Below are 15,559 nucleotides of genomic sequence, written 5' to 3' on the forward strand. Positions count from 1 at the left end.
CGCAAACTTCTGGAAACACGCAAATGCAGGATCTTCTCGTCGTCTATATCGCCTATGCAATTGCTGCCGGCAGTCCCGGACCAAGCAACATGGCCATCATGAATGTGGCGATGCGGCAGGGGCGTCGACCGGCGTTAGCCTTGGCCGCCGGGGTCATCACGATGTCGACATTCTGGGGGCTGATCGCGGTTACCGGCATTTCGACACTGCTGGTCCGTTATGCCCATGCCCTGCTGTTCCTCAAGGTCGCAGGCGGGCTGTACCTCCTCTGGCTCGCCTGGAAGGCGGCCCGCTCGGCAGCCGCCCCGGACAGGCCGGCAGGTGAGCTCGTCCGGCCTGACGCGCAACTCGGCATGCTCTATCGCCGCGGCGTTCTGATGCATCTCGGCAATCCGAAGGCGGTTCTGGCCTGGGTCGCGATCATGTCGCTCGGCCTTAAGCCCGGCGCTTCGCCAGAGATGGCCGTCACGGCGTTCGGCGGCTGCGTGCTTCTCGGGATCTCGATATTTGCCGGATATGCTGTGCTCTTCTCGACGGCGCCGATGGTGCGCGGCTATGCCCGCGCGCGGCGGTGGATCGAGGGAAGTCTCGCCGTCTTCTTCGCCGGCGCCGGATCGCGCCTGCTGTTTTCACATTGACCGTTTTTCAGGATCGCATCATGTCTGTCGCTTCTCCGTTTCATGGTCTTTCGGCCTTTCCGCCAACGCCCGCCGATCGGGATGGCAGGGTCGACACCGAAGCTCTTAGCCGCCTGCTGGAGCGCCTGTGCGATGCAGGCGTCGCCTCGATAGGTCTTCTCGGCAGCACCGGGATCTATGCCTTTCTTGCACCTGAGGAGCGGCGGCGAGCCGTCGAGGCTGCGGTCGAATGCGTTCACGGCCGTATTCCCCTCGTCGTCGGCGTTGGCGCTTTGAGGACAGACCAGGCCCAAAACCTTGCGAGGGATGCCGAGGCCGCTGGTGCAGATGCGCTTCTGCTGGCGCCTGTATCCTATACGCCGCTGACCCAGGAAGAAGCCTATGGGCATTTCCTTGCGGTCACGGAGGCGGCGAAGCTGCCGCTTTGCATCTACAACAATCCCGGCACGACCCACTTCACCTTCAGCCGCGAGCTTCTGCAACGCCTGTCCGACCTCGAGACGATCCAGGCGGTAAAGATGCCTCTGCCTGTTGACGGGCATCTCGCAGGCGAGCTGGCGGCATTGCGGGAGAAGACCGAGCTTGCGATCGGCTATAGCGGCGACTGGGGGGCGGCCGAAGCGCTGCTTTCAGGCGCCGATGCCTGGTACAGCGTCATCGGCGGCTTGCTTCCGCGCGTCGCCCTTGCGCTCAGCAAGGCCGCGATTGCGGGCGACAGTGGTGAGGCGCGCCGGCTCGATGCTCTCCTCCAGCCGCTCTGGAAAACGTTCAAGGAATTCGGAAGCCTTCGCGTGGTCTATACGCTGGTCGACATTCTCTCACTCGCTCGGGCAGAGCTCCCACGACCTCTGTTGCCGCTCGCATCGATGGACCGGCAACGGGTGCTCGACGCCGTCGGACCTCTAATGACGCTGGAGAGTGAGCTGAAGCGTCAATCCTTGTTGTAGAGGCTGCTCAGCGGTTTTTTCAGGATGCTTTCGCGCAGCGACGTGCCAGGCTCCCGGCGGGTGATCGCTGGCTGATCCGCCGACGGCGCCGGCCGGGGAAAGACCGGCTCCTCGCGGCGCATCTCGCGGCGGAGCGCGTCCAGCCGGGGATCGATCGCCGGCACTGCAGCCGGATCCAGCCGCGGCGTTTGCGGCAGCAGTTCGCGTCGGTAGGATTCGAGCGGCGCGGCCGAAGAGGTGGGTGGCGCGTAAGCCGTGGCGTCGAGATCCTCGTCGGCTGCATCAGCCTCGTCCAAGCTTGCCACGGATGCGGCGTAGTTCTGCTGGAAATTCGAAATGTCGGGTCCGACGGTCACCGCCCGCATACGGGTGACGATCTTGCGCAGGTCGACTGTATCCGGATCTTCCTCGCTTTGCTTGCTGTTGGCGCTGCTCGCCTTCGGCAGCAGGTTCTCCTCGACGCGGGAAAAGCGCATGCGCATCGGCACGCTGATCGCCTCGCCGAAAGCGATTGCCTCACCATTGCCGATCGAGGAGATGAAGCTCGTCGTCGAGATCGACGAATTCGGGATGGCCGAGCGGATGATTTCCTGGTCTCGGTCGTTGGCAAGGCGCATGGCAAAGAGCGTCGAACACTGCGACAGGATCGTCTGGTCGAGCTCGCCCGGCCGCTGGGTGATGATGCCGAGCGAGACGCCGTATTTGCGGCCCTCCTTGGCGATGCGGGCAATCGCCTGGCGCGTCGGCACGAAGCCGAGGCTCGGATCGGAGGGAATGTAGCGATGAGCTTCCTCGCAGACGACGAGCATGTGGATGGCGCCGTCGCTCCACAGCGCCACTTCGAAGGCCATGCGGCAGAGCACCGAGGCGACCGAATTGACGACCTCGGAGGGAATGCCGGCAAGCTGGAAGGTGCAGATCGGCCGATTCTCGCCGGGGATGCGGAAGATCTGCGCGATGGTTTCGGTGATCGTGTCGCTGATCGTGTTGTTGGAGAACATGAAATGATAGCGCGGATCGTTGATCGCGGCGATGAGGCGCATCTTCAGCGACCGCAGGAAGGGCTTTTCCGAGCGGCCTTCCAGGCGGCCGATGCGCTCGTCGATCAGCGCCAGCAGATCGGCCATGCGGTAGGGAACCGGCGTATCGGCGGTGATCGAGCTTTTTTCCGTGGTGCGGCGCACCAGCGAGTTGTCGCTGCCGCGGAAGGCGCGTTTGGCTTCCGGCAGGATATCGCGCAGCATGTCGAGTTCTTCGGGCACCGGCGGACGGCCGCGAAAAACGACCTCGGCGAATTCCTCCAGCCGCATCAGCCAGAAGGGCAGGTCGAGTGTATCGGTATCGATGGTGACTGCGTGCTTGGGGAAGGCGGCGGCAAATTCATTATGCGGATCGAGGATCAGTACACGCAGCTTCGGATCCGCCACGATCGCCTTGTGCAGGAGCAGCGAGACCGCGGTCGACTTGCCGACGCCGGTGGAGCCGACGACGGCGAAATGCTTGGAGAGCATCGAGGGGATGTGGATCGCCGCATCGATGCTTTCGTCCTGCGTCAGCTTGCCGATGACGGCGGTCGTACCCTCGCCGGCATCATAGATGCGCATCAGGTCGGCGGAACGGATGCGGTGGGCGATGGCGCCGAGATAGGGATAACGCGAGATTCCGGTCGAGAACTCCTCGGTGCCGTCCTCATCCACACGGACTTCGCCGAGCAGTTCGGTCTCGATCCGGAACGTGTTGTCTTCGCCTTCATCCCAGGCATGGCTGCCGGTGTTCATCTGATAGACGAGGGCGACGACACGGTTGCGGCCGACGCTGATCGAAATCAGCCGGCCCACGGACCAGAGTTCGGTAAGATCGGTGCCGCCCTGTTCGGCGACGGCGGCAATCGTCGCTCTGGAGCCGCTGCATGCAACGACGCGGCCGAGAAAGCGATTCCCCGGCGCATGGCCATCGCGGCGATCATGCTCGCCTGCCTTGCCAGACGTGCGCAAGTCGTTGTTGAGCAAAGGGCTACTCCATGCGGTAGCGTATAAGAATAAAGTCGATCCTTTAACAAATCCTTCATCCTATCGATTTTCGGGGATACGGGCGTCGGGCAGTTTTTTATTGCGGCATGCGTTGACGCTGCGAAATTTTCTGTCTATCACTTCCGACCATGAAAATCGCAACGGCTCTTATCGTGGTGGGAAAGCGCATGGGCAGGATGGTGTAACCATCCGGCGATAGCCACCCATGCGCTAGATGACAGGCTCCTCCGGGGCCTTTTTTTATGCCCGAAATCAGGGCTTCCGGCCACAAACGCAAATCCCAGCATAAACGGAACAGACAGATGAGCACGGACAATCAGGCGGCAGGCAATCGGATGACGGGAGCGGAGATCGTTCTCAAGGCGCTGAAGGACAATGGCGTCGAACATATCTTCGGCTATCCCGGCGGCGCGGTCCTGCCGATCTACGACGAGATCTTCCAGCAGGAGGAAGTCAAGCACATCCTCGTCCGCCACGAGCAGGGGGCAGGCCATGCGGCCGAAGGTTATGCCCGCTCGACCGGCAAGGTCGGCGTCATGCTGGTAACCTCGGGTCCGGGCGCCACCAATGCGGTCACGCCGCTTCAGGATGCGCTGATGGATTCGGTCCCGCTCGTCTGCCTGACCGGCCAGGTTCCGACCTCGCTGATCGGCTCCGACGCCTTCCAGGAATGCGATACGGTCGGCATCACCCGGCCCTGCACCAAGCACAACTGGCTGGTCAAGGACGTCAACGAACTCGCCGCCGTCATTCACGAGGCCTTCCGCATCGCCCAGTCCGGCCGTCCGGGCCCTGTCGTCGTCGATATTCCGAAGGACGTGCAGTTTGCGACCGGCACCTACACACCGCCGGCCGACTACACGATCCAGAAGAGCTACCAGCCGAAGACCCAGGGCGACCTCAACCAGATCCATGCGGCGATCGAGTTGATGGCGAATGCACGCCGTCCCGTCATCTATTCCGGCGGCGGCGTCGTCAATTCCGGTCCCGAGGCTTCCAAGCTGCTGCGCGAGCTGGTCGAGCTCACCGATTTCCCGATCACCTCGACGCTGATGGGCCTCGGCGCCTATCCCGCTTCCGGCAAGAACTGGCTGAAGATGCTCGGCATGCACGGCTCCTACGAAGCCAACATGGCGATGCACGATTGCGACGTCATGGTCTGCATCGGCGCGCGTTTTGACGACCGCATCACCGGCCGTCTCAATGCCTTTTCGCCGAATTCGAAGAAGATCCATATCGACATCGATCCGTCTTCGATCAACAAGAACGTCCGGGTCGATATCGGCATCCGCGGCGATGTCGGCCACGTCCTCGAAGACATGGTCCGCCTGTGGCGGGCGCTGCCGAAGAAGCCGGAAAAGGGCCGGCTCGACGACTGGTGGACCGATATCACCCGCTGGCGGGCGCGCAACTCCTTCGCCTATACGAAGAGCAACGACGTCATCATGCCGCAATATGCGCTGGAGCGGCTCTACGCCCACACCAAGGACCGCGACACCTACATCACCACCGAGGTCGGTCAGCATCAGATGTGGGCGGCGCAGTTCTTCGGCTTCGAACAGCCGAACCGCTGGATGACCTCGGGCGGCCTCGGCACGATGGGTTACGGCCTGCCGGCCGCACTCGGCGTGCAGATCGCCCATCCCGACAGCCTCGTCATTGACATTGCCGGCGATGCCTCGATCCAGATGTGCATCCAGGAAATGTCGGCGGCGATCCAGCACGATGCGCCGATCAAGATCTTTATCATGAACAACCAGTATATGGGCATGGTGCGCCAGTGGCAGCAGCTGCTGCACGGCAACCGCCTGTCGAACTCCTATACCGAGGCGATGCCCGACTTCGTCAAATTGGCGGAAGCCTATGGCGCCGTCGGCCTGCGCTGCGAAAAGCCGGATGAGCTCGACGACACCATTCTGGAAATGATCGAGGTCAGAAAGCCCGTCATCTTCGACTGCCGCGTCGCCAATCTCGCCAACTGCTTCCCGATGATCCCTTCAGGCAAGGCCCATAACGAGATGCTGCTGCCGGATGAAGCCACCGACGAGGCGGTCGCCAATGCGATCGACGCCAAGGGCCGCGCGCTCGTCTGACATTTTTAATTTGCGCATAATCCTTTCCGGAAATCGTTTCCGATTTTCGGGGTTATGCGGCAGGGAAGAGGAAACTCAGGACCATGAACGCACATCTACAGCCCACGGGCTCCGCCTATTTCATCTCGCCGGAAACGGCGGCCGTCGAAAGCCACACGCTTTCAGTTCTCGTCGACAACGAGCCGGGCGTTCTTGCCCGGGTCATCGGCCTGTTCTCCGGCCGCGGCTACAATATCGAGAGCCTGACGGTCTCCGAGACCGAGCATCAGGCGCATCTTTCCCGCATCACCATCGTCACACGCGGCACGCCGCACGTGCTGGAGCAGATCAAGGCGCAGCTGGAGCGGATCGTGCCGGTGCATCGCGTCGTTGACCTGACGGTGCGCGCCCGCGAACTCGGCCAGGACCGGCCGATCGAGCGCGAGGTGGCGTTGGTCAAGGTGATCGGCGAGGGCGACATGCGCGCCGAGACCCTGCGCCTTGCCGACGCCTTCCACGCCAAGGTAGTGGATGCGACGGTCGGTCACTTCATTCTTGAGATCACCGGCAAGTCGTCGAAGATCGACCAGTTTGTAGCGATCATGAAGCCGCTCGGCCTGATCGAGGTCTGCCGCACCGGCATTGCGGCGATGAACCGCGGTGTCCAGGGCATGTAGAGACTACAGCCCGGGCATGTAAATATTACAGCCCGGGCATGTAGGCCCGCTGCTGCAATAATGGCGAAAGCCGCTGGAGATCAGAGCATCTCTAGCGGCTTTTTCTTTGCCGGCGGCGGGAAGGCGGCGTCCAGCGCCTGCCAGTCCTCGTCGGTGATATCGAGCGAGACGCAGCCGCGGTTTTCGGCAGCGCGTTCGGCATTCGAGGTCTTCGGGATGACGATGACGCCGTCGCGTTCGAGCAGGAAGGCGAGCGCCAGCTGGGCGGGCGTTGCCTGATAGGCCTTGGCGATGCGGATCAGCTCGGGATGATGCAGGATATTTCCCTGCTCGATCGGCGAATAGGCCATGATGGGAATCTTGCGGCTCTGGCACCAGGGCAGCAGGTCGAATTCGATGCCGCGGCGGGAGAGATTATAGAGCACCTGGTTGGCGGCGACATTGGCGCCGTCGGGCACTCCAAGCAATTCCTGCATGTCGTCGGTGTCGAAGTTGGAGACGCCCCAGGCGCCGATCTTGCCGGATTTTTTCAGCATTTCGAAGGCGGCGACGGTTTCGACGAGCGGATAGTTGCCGCGCCAGTGCAAGAGATAGAGATCGATGCGGTCGGTGCCGAGCCGTTCGAGACTGCGCTCGCAGGCTTCGATCGTGCCTTTCAGGCTGGCGTTCCAGGGATAGACCTTGCTGACGACGAAGACCTCGTCGCGCCGTCCCCTGATTGCCTGGCCGACGATCTCCTCGGCGCCGCCGTCGCCGTACATTTCGGCGGTGTCGATCAGCGTCATGCCGAGATCGATGCCGGCCTTCAGGCTTTCGATCTCGGCCCTGGCGTGGCCGGCATCCTCGCCCATGGCCCAGCTTCCCTGGCCGAGCGCCGGCACCTCGGTGCCGTTCGGGAATGTGATCGATGGAATCGGGTCGTCTTGCATAATTTTCTGTCCCTTCGCCAAGAGATTGGGCCGGCTCGCCATCTTTCAAGTAATCCTGTCACCATGACAATGATGTCATGGCATCGGCAGTTTAGGGCAGTTATGCTGACCTAAATAAGCAGGCCGCAAAAAGCTGGCTCGGGAGGTCGGATGCCGCTGGATACGTTTCTCGCCCTCGTTCTCTTTGCCTTTACGACATCGATCACGCCGGGACCGAACAATATGATGCTCTTCGCATCGGGCGTGAATTTCGGCTTCCGCAGGACGATCCCGCATATGTTCGGCATCGGCGCCGGTTTTTTCTCGCTGCTCATCGGCGTCGGCCTCGGGCTCGGCGCGCTTCTGCATACGGTGCCGGCCGTCTATACGGCGCTGAAATTTGCGGGCGGCGCCTATCTCGTCTGGATCGCCTGGAAGATCGCCTCGTCGCGCTCGCTCAGCGAAGGCAGGAGCGGCGTCGAGCCGATGTCCTTCCTGTCGGCTGCCGCCTTCCAATGGGTCAATCCAAAAGCCTGGGTGATGGCGGTCACGGCGATGGCCACCTATACCAATCCGCAACTCTATTTCGTCAGCGTGCTGATCGTCGGTCTCGCTTTCGCGGCGGTCAATGTGCCGAGCGTTTCGACATGGGCAGGTTTCGGCTCGGCGCTCAGGGAATGGCTTTCCGATCCGGTGCGGCTGAAATGGTTCAATATCAGCATGGCGGTGCTGCTGGTGGCGAGCCTCTGGCCGATGTTAAAATAGAGCGATCGACGGCTTCGTCAGCATCAGCCAGAAAATGCCGAGGACGGCTGAGAAGGCTGGAAAGCCGAAAGCAAACCAGATGCGGTAAAGGCTGAAATAGGCTGGCGGCAGGGCTTTTCCCGATGCCGCGGCAGCGCGAGCGAGATTGCGCAGCCGGATCTGTATCCAGACGACCGGCAGCCAGAACAGGCCGGTGACGACATAGAGCAGCAGCGACAGCGCAATCCAGCCCTCCGACAGGTCCCAGCCGATCGATCGCGCCAGCAGAGTGCCGGTCACCGGCTGGAGGATGGCCGCGGTGGCGGTGAAGACCGTATCGGCGATGACGACGGTTGCTGAGACATGGGCGATCAGTGCGGGATCGCGCGTGCGATGCGCCATCACCATGAAGAAGGCGATACCGGCGCCGGTACCGAAGAGCACGGTCGCGCCAATGACATGGGCGAGCAGCAGCCATTCTTCAAACATCAGCGTTCATCCAGGATGGCAAGGGCTACCAGCGTCAACAGGATCGACGGCAGCACCTTGACGAGAACCCCGAGCGGATCGAGCCAGAGCGCGGGTTCGAGCAGGCTGGCGCCGGCGAGATAGGCGAGCGATACACCAAGCATGCCGAGAAGGGCGCGTTTCGCCAGGGGACGGACAAGGACGGCGGCACCGAGGACGATGTCGACGAGGCAGGTCGCCAGCGTCAGCGCCGTTGCGGCAGCGTGAGGCATGAATGGCAGGAAGTGAGCGAATGTCCTGTCGAGCGCCAGCAGCGGGAGCAGACCGGAAAGCAGCCAGAAGACGGACAGGCCCGATATGACAAGCGGCTTCAGGAGATAGAGCCGGGCAAACCAGAGATCCTGGACGCCGGAGGGATTGGCCGAGAGCGTCGCAGCCGCTGATGTCGCGACGAGGCCGCCGTCTACTTTCGAGCTCTGCACACCTTCCGACATGACGGTCATCGCTGTCGAACGCAGCGGCGAACGCCAACCGAGCAGGCCCGATAGATCGGCGAGCCATGTCGCCGGCCGGGCAAGCCAGGGGGCAAGGGCAAACAAGCGGGCGGGAGGGAGGCCGAGCCATTGCCGGTGCAGGCGGACGAGATCGGCGAGCGTCAGGGTCTCGGCCGCGGCAAGATCGACATCGCCGGAGATGTCGCCGGAAACCGCCCGCGACACGGCTTCCGCCACATCATCGACAGAGAGTGTTTCGACGAGGCTTTCGGCATGGACCAGGGGCAGCACCAATGGAAAGGCTGCGAGTGCGCGCAGCAGCGCCGAACCGCCATGGGCATTGCGGCCGAGAACCAGGGCAGGGCGCAGGATGAAATATGGCAGGCCGCTTGCCGCAAGCGCCTCGTCGGCCCGCCGTTTGGTGGTGAGGAAGGGAAGATCGCCGGCCGCTCCCGCCGTCCTTGCCGATATCTGCACGATCAGCGGGCGCGACGAGGCTTTTGCGGCAGAATAGAGCGCCAGCATCGCCTCTGCCTGGGTGGCCGACAGATCGTCCGAAAGGCCGTCCTGCAGGGCGCCGGCGCAATTGATGACGGCATGCTGGTCCTTGAGGATGTCGTCCCAATCCGCCGGTTTCGTCATGCGCGAGAGATCGGCGCGCCGCCAGTCGATCGCCGGCTGTTTCAGGCGGGCACGCGCGGGATTGCGGCCAAGCCCGGTCACGGCGTGGCCATCGGCAACGAGCCGGGCCGCGACCACGGAGCCTATGAAGCCGGTTGCGCCGAGAATCAGAATGTTCATGGCGGGAGATTAGCGGAAAAGCTGAGGGCGCATAGAAGGGCTTGGCGGACCTGCGGCATATGGTAAAAATAGGAGAAAGTTTCGGGAGGACAGTGTCTTGCACGACGATCATGACGCGCATAGCCATGACCACGATCATGCCCACGGACATGATCACGACAATCACTATTCCGACATGCAGGCACGTGTGAAGGCGCTGGAAACGCTGCTGACGGAGAAGGGGCTTATCGATCCGGCGGCGATCGATGCGATCGTCGAGACCTATGAGACGAAGGTGGGGCCGAGAAACGGCGCCCATGTCGTCGCCAAAGCCTGGAGCGATGCCGATTTCGCCGACTGGCTGAAGCGCGATGCGACGGCGGCGATCGCCAGTCTCGGCTACACTGGCCGGCAGGGCGAGCACATGCGTGCCGTCTTCAACACGACGGAGACTCATAACCTTGTCGTCTGCACGCTCTGCTCCTGTTATCCTTGGTCGGTGCTCGGCCTGCCGCCGGTCTGGTACAAGGCGCCGGCCTATCGCTCGCGCGCCGTCATCGATCCGCGCGGCGTGCTTGCGGAATTCGGGCTGACGCTGCCGGAGGACAAGAAGATCCGCGTCTGGGATTCGACGGCAGAGCTGCGTTACCTCGTCATTCCCGAGCGGCCGGAATGCACGGAAGGAATGGACGAACAGGCGCTTGCCGGTCTCGTCAGCCGCGATGCGATGATCGGCACCGCGGTTGCCGCCAGCCCGGAGAGCACACCATGAACGGACCGCACGATCTCGGCGGGCAGATGGGCTTCGGGCCGGTCGCGCCCGAAAAGAATGAGCCCTATTTTCATGCGGCATGGGAAAAGCGGGCGCTCGGCATCACCATCTCCTGCGGCGCTTTCGGCGCGTGGACGATCGATGAAAGCCGGCATGCACGCGAGAATATTCCGCCGGCCGATTACCTCGCCGCCAGCTACTACGAGATCTGGATCCGCGGCATCGACAAGCTGCTGGAGCGGCACGGCTTTGCGACGCGCGAGGAGTTGCTGTCCGGCCATGCATTGCAGGACGGCGCGGTGCCGAAGCGCGTGCTGAAAGCGGACATCGTGCCCGCCGTTTTGGCAAAGGGTGGGCCTTGCGATCGTCCTGTTAAGACCGCGCCGCTCTTTGTGGTCGGCGCGACGGTGAGGACGAAGAACTTCAACCCGCCGACGCATACGCGCCTACCGCGTTACGCGCGCGCCAGGACCGGTGTGGTCGAAGCTGTACAAGGTTCGTTCGTCTTCCCTGACGACAATGCGCATGGCAAGGGCGAAAACCCGCAATGGCTCTATACGGTCGTTTTCGACGGTGCGGAGATCTGGGGCGCGGATGCCGATCCCACGCTGACCGTGTCGATCGATGCCTGGGAGAGCTATCTTGAGCCGGCATGAGATATCGCCGTTGGCGCAATCGCCCAGCCTGCCGAGATCGCCGGAGGGAGAGCCGGTCTTTCCCGAGCCATGGGCGGCCGAAGCCTTTGCCATGACCGTGCACCTGCACGCAAAAGGCCTGTTCAGCTGGAGCCAATGGGCTGAAGCGCTGTCCGCGCAATTGCACAAGCCTGGCCGGGCCGAAGATGGCAGCGACTATTTCGACTGCTGGGTGGCAGCTCTCTCGGATCTGATCGTCGGCAACGGCATCGCCGATGCGAAAACGATCCTGGCACTGCAGCACAGCTGGCAGCGGGCGGCGGAAGCGACGCCGCATGGACGGCCGATCGAGCTCAGCAACGATCCCTCGCGCTGATCCTTACGACGGGAACTGCTTATAGCATTCCTCAGCCACCTTCCGTAGCGTCTCGCGGGAGATTTCGCCGGTGACGGCATAGCCGAGTTCGCCGTCGATCCAGTAAAAGGTCTCGACATTGCCCGACGAGGCGAAGCGGAAGCTCGTCGTGCGGTTGTCCGTGTTGCGGCCGACCAGGACAGTCAGGCGCTCGCCGGCTTGATTCTCGTACATGAACATGGCGCCCGGCCTGCCGTCGACCGGCAGCAGGCGACCGCCGACCAGCTTGAAGCCGAGCGGCTGCAGGTTCGGGATCTTGAGATTCTGGATTGCCAGGCGCTTGCCAAGCCAGGTGGCGAGATGGGTTTCCTCATTAGCGAAGACCTCGACGGGGTGACGAACCTCGGCGGCATAGACCGCGAAGGCGGTTTCAGCCTGTTTCGGCAGAGTTTCGGCGCCGGCAAGCTGCAACTCCGGCTTTTCCAGAAGCGCCGGGCCATAGTGGCCGCTGACGGCGCCGAGCGCGAAGACGACGAGGGCGGCCGCAGCGATCGCCAAGCGTTTCGAGTCTGATGGCGCGGCGCGCGGGGGGACGACCAGCAGGGGGTCGGTATCCTTCGCCTGCTCATAACCTGCAAACATCGAGCGGATCGCCCCATTTTGCGCCTGCCATGCGGCGACCATCGCCGCCTCGTCCGGATTGTCGGCCAGGAAGGCCTCGATGCGGGCACGTGTCGTTTCCGGCAACTGGCCGTCGGCATAGGCGTGGAGATCGGCTTCGGTGACGCTCGGATTGGTGTCGTTCATTTCGGTCTCCGAAGCGTAATGATGTTGTCGGCCTTCAGCCGCTCGGCAATGCGCCGGCGGGCGCGCGACAGGCGGGACATGACGGTGCCGATCGGGATGTCGAGCGCGGCGGCGACCTCGCTATAGGTATATCCCTCGATGACCACGAGCATCAGCACGGCGCGGTGTTCTTCCGAAAGGCTGTTCAGCGCATCGTCGAGCCGGGCGCGCTCCAGCGGATCGGTCGGTGGTTCGGAAGAGGCCATATCCTCAGCCGCGTCGAGTTCGATCAGGCCGTCGCGCGCCTTGCCGCGCCGGCCGTTGCGATAGAGATTGGTCATGATGGTCAGGACCCAGCCGCGCAGGTTGAGGCCGCGCCATTGGCCGCGGCGCGTGAGAACCTTCTCGACGCAATCCTGGAGCAGATCCTCGCCATCGGCATCCGAGCGCGTCAGGCTGCGCGAATAGCGTCTGAGCGAGGGCAGGAGGGCCAGGATCTGGCCCTCGAAGGTTTCGGGTGCGGGTATCTTCACGCCGGCTCTCTGGTGATTTGGGTCTGGGCGATCAGGGCCCCTACAATCAGGGCCCCTACAATCAGGGTTTGGCGAGATCCCAGTTGCCGCCGACGCCATCGCCGGTGATGTCGCCTGCCTTCGTGTCCTTGACCCAGAAATAGAGCGGCATGCCGTCCTTGGCCCATTGTTTCGTGCCATCCTTGCGATCGATGATCGAATATGCACCATCGGCCTTGGCGTCGCCAGCGGCCATCAGCGGCGGCCAGTTCTTGGCACAGTCGTCGTTGCAGTTGGAAACGCCCTTGACGTCCTTCTTGAAGGTGTAGAGCGTCATGCCGTTTTCGCCGGCGAGTACCTTGCCCTTGGCGGAATCGACGGTCTTGACGGGAGCGGCGGCGAAAGCAGCGGTCGCGGCAAGGGCGGCGGCCGCCACGACGGACAGAAATTTCACGGACTTCATGATGTCTCTCCTCAAATTGGGCACGCAATCTTGCGATGCCTGAGATGAGACACGGCACGAGGCAGTTTTATTCCAGGCGCAGGAAAAGTTTTCATGGCGGGCGAGGCGAGCCGAAACCCGCTTCGCCCGCGCAGATCGCATCGGAGCGCCTTGTCGGCTATTGCCTCGTGGCGGACGCCGCCGCCATATCGACCCATACCGCTTCGAATATATGGCCGTCGGGATCTTCGAAGGCGCGGTTATAGAGCCAGCCCATGTCTGTCGGGGCGCGCGGATCGGTCTTGCCGCCGGCGGTTGAGGCCGCCTCGACGATGGCGTCGACGTCTTCGCGACTGTCCATCGTCAGTGCGATCAGCATTTCGCTCGCCTTCTCCGCTTCGGCAACGGGTTTCGGCGTGAAACTCGCGAAGAAATCGCGCGTCAGCAAGTGGAAGATAATCGCCTCGGACCAGACCATATTCGAGGCCTGGTGATCGCTGAACTGTTCGTTCTTGCTGCATCCGATCGCTTCGTAGAAGCGGGTCGCAGCAGCAATGTCTTTTACCGGCAGGTTCACGAAGATCATCTTGGGCATTGCGGTTTCCTCCTCTTTGGGTGTTTTTCGGGGGGACAGTCTCGCCTCACACAAACTCCTGCACGATCGTGTCGCTGGCATGAATGCAGACGATTTCGAGCCGTCCCGTGCCGACATTTTCGAAGCGGTGGGGAATGTTGGCGGCCACGACGACGATATCACCGGGAAAGGCCCGGGTTTTGGCGTCACCAACGGTGAACTCGGCCTCGCCTTTCCGGACGGCCCATGTCTCGGAATAGGGATGGACATGCAGATCGGGGCCTTGGCCGGGCTCGTTGTCGACGAGGAAGAGCGATATCTCGCCGCCGTAATCGTGGCCTTCGAAGCGGACCGTCCTGCTCTGATCCGGCCGTGGTTCCTGGTGTCGAAGAATCCTGAACATCACGTGCCTCCTGCTCGTGTCGTCTGCGAACGCAAACTATCTTTGCGAGAAGATATATTTCTGAAAATTATCTTCCCGTCAAGATATCTTCCGTGAATCGAGTGAAAGGTGTATGTCTCGCCCGTGGTGATATGAGGCAGAGAATGATGGATGGAACTGAAGGGAACGGTGACCGCCCCGAGGATAAGGGCCGCCCGAGCGAGGACCATGTCGACCGGCTGCGCCGGCAATGGACGCTGGAACTGCCCGACCTCGACACGGAGCCGATGGCGATCCTGGGGCGGGCCTTTCGGCTGTCCAACCTGGTGCGCCCCAGCATCGAGGCGACCTTTGCCGATTTTGGCCTCGACCGCGGCGAATTCGACGTGATCGCAACGCTTCGCCGTTCCGGGCCGCCTTACCGGCTGACCCCAACGGACATGTATTCGGCGCTGATGATCTCGTCGGGAGGCCTGACCCACAGGCTAGACCGTCTGGAGAAAGCGGGCTTGATCTGCCGGGAGAAATCGCCACGGGACGGGCGCAGTGTGCTGGTGGCATTGACAGAAGCCGGCGCCGCACTCGCCGAAAAGGCCTTCCGCACCGATATGGCGAGCGAATCCTCGTTTCTGCAGGCTCTTGACGGACAGGAGCGCGAGGCGCTCGCGGCGCTGCTGCGCAAGCTGATTGCCGGGATTGAGAATGATCAGCCGAGGGGAGAGAGCGAGGCCGGCTGAGGTTCAAGGCTCAGGCGGCAACACGCTGCTTATGCAGGTCGTTTACATCATACCGGTTTTCGGATATGATATATCCTTAATTCCAATGGCCGAGCCAGCCATCACAAGAGTTGCCGAATGATCCTGAAAAGCCAGGTCGAGTGGGCGTTGCATTGCTGCGCCATTCTCGCGGGCCTGCCTGAGGGCAGGTACCTTTCCACCAAGGCGCTCGCCGAGCTTCATGGTCTGCCGAAAGAATATCTCTCCAAGGCGCTGCAGAGCCTTTCGCAGGCATCGCTGGTCAACACCACGCTCGGCCCGAGCGGCGGCTACCGGCTTGCGAGAGCCTCGTCCGAGATCAATTTCCTCGATATCGTCGAGGCGGTCGAGGGAAGTGCGCGCAGTTTCACCTGCACGAATATCCGGGAAAACAATCCATGCCGGGCGGAAGGTTATTGTGACAGCAAGCCTTGCGCGGTCGCCCGCATCATGTGGGAAGCCGACGAGGCCTGGCGCAATACGCTGAGGCGCGTCCGGCTCTCCGATCTCGTCAGCATCCTGTCCGAGGAGGTTCCGGCCGAACTCTGGCAGAGTACCTTCGCTTGGGTGCTGAAGCGCGCAGGCTGA

At 62.5% G+C, this 15,559-nt stretch carries 19 protein-coding genes; 10 read left to right on the forward strand and 9 right to left on the reverse strand.

Features of this window, described 5'->3' with window-relative positions; genetic code table 11:
* Nucleotides 1-23: 23 nt before the first annotated feature.
* Both FHT69_RS03225 and FHT69_RS03230 read left to right on the forward strand, forming a co-directional pair.
* Nucleotides 24-638, forward strand: coding sequence for a LysE family translocator (locus FHT69_RS03225; protein WP_063474620.1), 615 nt, complete (start codon nucleotides 24-26; stop codon nucleotides 636-638).
* A 20-nt stretch (nucleotides 639-658) separates the two neighbouring features.
* Nucleotides 659-1,585, forward strand: a complete 927-nt coding sequence (locus FHT69_RS03230; RefSeq protein ID WP_047610837.1) for a dihydrodipicolinate synthase family protein — start codon at nucleotides 659-661, stop codon at nucleotides 1,583-1,585.
* Here FHT69_RS03230 and FHT69_RS03235 read toward each other — a convergent pair.
* Entirely contained in the window at nucleotides 1,570-3,594 is a 2,025-nt protein-coding gene (locus FHT69_RS03235; RefSeq protein ID WP_047610835.1) for an ATP-binding protein, read from the reverse strand. The genes FHT69_RS03230 and FHT69_RS03235 overlap by 16 nt on opposite strands.
* 323 nt (nucleotides 3,595-3,917) lie before the next feature.
* Between FHT69_RS03235 and FHT69_RS03240 the strand changes: the two genes are divergently transcribed.
* Both FHT69_RS03240 and ilvN read left to right on the forward strand, forming a co-directional pair.
* Nucleotides 3,918-5,708, forward strand: coding sequence for an acetolactate synthase 3 large subunit (locus FHT69_RS03240; RefSeq protein ID WP_047611753.1), 1,791 nt, complete (start codon nucleotides 3,918-3,920; stop codon nucleotides 5,706-5,708).
* Nucleotides 5,709-5,791: 83 nt separating this feature from the next.
* Nucleotides 5,792-6,364: an acetolactate synthase small subunit gene (ilvN, locus tag FHT69_RS03245; protein WP_047610833.1), complete on the forward strand. Its 573-nt coding sequence runs from the start codon at nucleotides 5,792-5,794 to the stop codon at nucleotides 6,362-6,364.
* Nucleotides 6,365-6,444: 80 nt separating this feature from the next.
* Here the strand turns inward: ilvN and FHT69_RS03250 are convergent, their stop codons facing one another.
* The gene (locus FHT69_RS03250; protein WP_183904902.1) at nucleotides 6,445-7,293 is read right to left on the reverse strand and encodes an aldo/keto reductase; all 849 of its coding nucleotides are present in this window, start codon (nucleotides 7,291-7,293) and stop codon (nucleotides 6,445-6,447) included.
* 150 nt (nucleotides 7,294-7,443) lie between these two features.
* Here FHT69_RS03250 and FHT69_RS03255 point away from each other — a divergent pair, with 150 nt between their 5' ends.
* On the forward strand, nucleotides 7,444-8,037 hold the full coding sequence (locus tag FHT69_RS03255; protein WP_183904903.1) for a LysE family translocator: 594 nt from the start codon (nucleotides 7,444-7,446) through the stop codon (nucleotides 8,035-8,037).
* Here FHT69_RS03255 and FHT69_RS03260 read toward each other — a convergent pair.
* On the reverse strand, nucleotides 8,029-8,505 hold the full coding sequence (locus tag FHT69_RS03260) for a DUF2269 domain-containing protein (RefSeq protein WP_183904904.1): 477 nt from the start codon (nucleotides 8,503-8,505) through the stop codon (nucleotides 8,029-8,031). The genes FHT69_RS03255 and FHT69_RS03260 overlap by 9 nt on opposite strands.
* Nucleotides 8,505-9,779: an SDR family oxidoreductase gene (locus FHT69_RS03265; RefSeq protein ID WP_183904905.1), complete on the reverse strand. Its 1,275-nt coding sequence runs from the start codon at nucleotides 9,777-9,779 to the stop codon at nucleotides 8,505-8,507. Before FHT69_RS03265 ends, FHT69_RS03260 begins: the two co-directional genes overlap by 1 nt.
* Nucleotides 9,780-9,876: 97 nt before the next feature.
* On the opposite strand from FHT69_RS03265, the gene nthA reads away from it, so the two are divergent.
* Genes nthA through FHT69_RS03280 form a run of 3 tightly spaced genes read left to right on the forward strand, consistent with a single transcriptional unit; the run spans nucleotide 9,877 to nucleotide 11,541 of the window.
* Nucleotides 9,877-10,530 carry a nitrile hydratase subunit alpha gene (gene nthA / locus FHT69_RS03270; RefSeq protein ID WP_047610824.1) on the forward strand — a complete coding sequence of 218 codons (654 nt, stop codon included), beginning with the start codon at nucleotides 9,877-9,879 and terminating at the stop codon, nucleotides 10,528-10,530.
* A complete protein-coding gene (nthB, locus tag FHT69_RS03275) occupies nucleotides 10,527-11,186 on the forward strand; it encodes a nitrile hydratase subunit beta (RefSeq protein WP_047610822.1) in 660 nt (219 codons plus the stop codon). The genes nthA and nthB overlap by 4 nt, the downstream gene beginning before the upstream one ends.
* A complete protein-coding gene (locus tag FHT69_RS03280; RefSeq protein ID WP_047610820.1) occupies nucleotides 11,173-11,541 on the forward strand; it encodes a nitrile hydratase accessory protein in 369 nt (122 codons plus the stop codon). The genes nthB and FHT69_RS03280 overlap by 14 nt, the downstream gene beginning before the upstream one ends.
* Before the next feature lie 3 nt (nucleotides 11,542-11,544).
* On the opposite strand, the gene FHT69_RS03285 is transcribed toward FHT69_RS03280, so the two are convergent.
* From FHT69_RS03285 to FHT69_RS03305, 5 genes are all read right to left on the reverse strand, one after another.
* The gene (locus FHT69_RS03285) at nucleotides 11,545-12,327 is read right to left on the reverse strand and encodes an anti-sigma factor family protein (RefSeq protein ID WP_127430229.1); all 783 of its coding nucleotides are present in this window, start codon (nucleotides 12,325-12,327) and stop codon (nucleotides 11,545-11,547) included.
* On the reverse strand, nucleotides 12,324-12,839 hold the full coding sequence (locus tag FHT69_RS03290) for an RNA polymerase sigma factor (protein WP_047610817.1): 516 nt from the start codon (nucleotides 12,837-12,839) through the stop codon (nucleotides 12,324-12,326). The genes FHT69_RS03285 and FHT69_RS03290 overlap by 4 nt, the downstream gene beginning before the upstream one ends.
* A gap of 61 nt (nucleotides 12,840-12,900) precedes the next feature.
* Entirely contained in the window at nucleotides 12,901-13,281 is a 381-nt protein-coding gene (locus FHT69_RS03295; protein WP_047610815.1) for a lipoprotein, read from the reverse strand.
* Between the two features lie 157 nt (nucleotides 13,282-13,438).
* A complete protein-coding gene (locus FHT69_RS03300; protein ID WP_047610813.1) occupies nucleotides 13,439-13,855 on the reverse strand; it encodes a VOC family protein in 417 nt (138 codons plus the stop codon).
* Nucleotides 13,856-13,901: 46 nt separating this feature from the next.
* The gene (locus tag FHT69_RS03305; protein WP_047610811.1) at nucleotides 13,902-14,237 is read right to left on the reverse strand and encodes a cupin domain-containing protein; all 336 of its coding nucleotides are present in this window, start codon (nucleotides 14,235-14,237) and stop codon (nucleotides 13,902-13,904) included.
* Between the two features lie 143 nt (nucleotides 14,238-14,380).
* Here FHT69_RS03305 and FHT69_RS03310 point away from each other — a divergent pair, with 143 nt between their 5' ends.
* Together FHT69_RS03310 and FHT69_RS03315 are read left to right on the forward strand one after the other, a co-directional pair.
* The gene (locus FHT69_RS03310; RefSeq protein ID WP_047610809.1) at nucleotides 14,381-14,953 is read left to right on the forward strand and encodes a MarR family winged helix-turn-helix transcriptional regulator; all 573 of its coding nucleotides are present in this window, start codon (nucleotides 14,381-14,383) and stop codon (nucleotides 14,951-14,953) included.
* A gap of 117 nt (nucleotides 14,954-15,070) precedes the next feature.
* Entirely contained in the window at nucleotides 15,071-15,559 is a 489-nt protein-coding gene (locus FHT69_RS03315; protein WP_047610807.1) for an RrF2 family transcriptional regulator, read from the forward strand.

This window comes from Rhizobium sp. BK008, assembly GCF_014197345.1.
Lineage (GTDB): Bacteria > Pseudomonadota > Alphaproteobacteria > Rhizobiales > Rhizobiaceae > Rhizobium > Rhizobium anhuiense.

What these genes read in the sequence shown, in the direction of transcription:
- FHT69_RS03225 (WP_063474620.1), top strand. Translation starts at nt 24, where the DNA reads ATGCAGGATCTTCTCGTCGTCTATATCGCCTATGCAATTGCTGCCGGC.
- FHT69_RS03230 (WP_047610837.1), top strand. Translation starts at nt 659, where the DNA reads ATGTCTGTCGCTTCTCCGTTTCATGGTCTTTCGGCCTTTCCGCCAACG.
- FHT69_RS03240 (WP_047611753.1), top strand. Translation starts at nt 3,918, where the DNA reads ATGAGCACGGACAATCAGGCGGCAGGCAATCGGATGACGGGAGCGGAG.
- ilvN (WP_047610833.1), top strand. Translation starts at nt 5,792, where the DNA reads ATGAACGCACATCTACAGCCCACGGGCTCCGCCTATTTCATCTCGCCG.
- FHT69_RS03250 (WP_183904902.1), bottom strand. Translation starts at nt 7,293, where the DNA reads ATGCAAGACGACCCGATTCCATCGATCACATTCCCGAACGGCACCGAG.
- FHT69_RS03255 (WP_183904903.1), top strand. Translation starts at nt 7,444, where the DNA reads ATGCCGCTGGATACGTTTCTCGCCCTCGTTCTCTTTGCCTTTACGACA.
- FHT69_RS03260 (WP_183904904.1), bottom strand. Translation starts at nt 8,505, where the DNA reads ATGTTTGAAGAATGGCTGCTGCTCGCCCATGTCATTGGCGCGACCGTG.
- FHT69_RS03265 (WP_183904905.1), bottom strand. Translation starts at nt 9,779, where the DNA reads ATGAACATTCTGATTCTCGGCGCAACCGGCTTCATAGGCTCCGTGGTC.
- nthB (WP_047610822.1), top strand. Translation starts at nt 10,527, where the DNA reads ATGAACGGACCGCACGATCTCGGCGGGCAGATGGGCTTCGGGCCGGTC.
- FHT69_RS03285 (WP_127430229.1), bottom strand. Translation starts at nt 12,327, where the DNA reads ATGAACGACACCAATCCGAGCGTCACCGAAGCCGATCTCCACGCCTAT.
- FHT69_RS03295 (WP_047610815.1), bottom strand. Translation starts at nt 13,281, where the DNA reads ATGAAGTCCGTGAAATTTCTGTCCGTCGTGGCGGCCGCCGCCCTTGCC.
- FHT69_RS03300 (WP_047610813.1), bottom strand. Translation starts at nt 13,855, where the DNA reads ATGCCCAAGATGATCTTCGTGAACCTGCCGGTAAAAGACATTGCTGCT.
- FHT69_RS03305 (WP_047610811.1), bottom strand. Translation starts at nt 14,237, where the DNA reads ATGTTCAGGATTCTTCGACACCAGGAACCACGGCCGGATCAGAGCAGG.
- FHT69_RS03310 (WP_047610809.1), top strand. Translation starts at nt 14,381, where the DNA reads ATGATGGATGGAACTGAAGGGAACGGTGACCGCCCCGAGGATAAGGGC.
- FHT69_RS03315 (WP_047610807.1), top strand. Translation starts at nt 15,071, where the DNA reads ATGATCCTGAAAAGCCAGGTCGAGTGGGCGTTGCATTGCTGCGCCATT.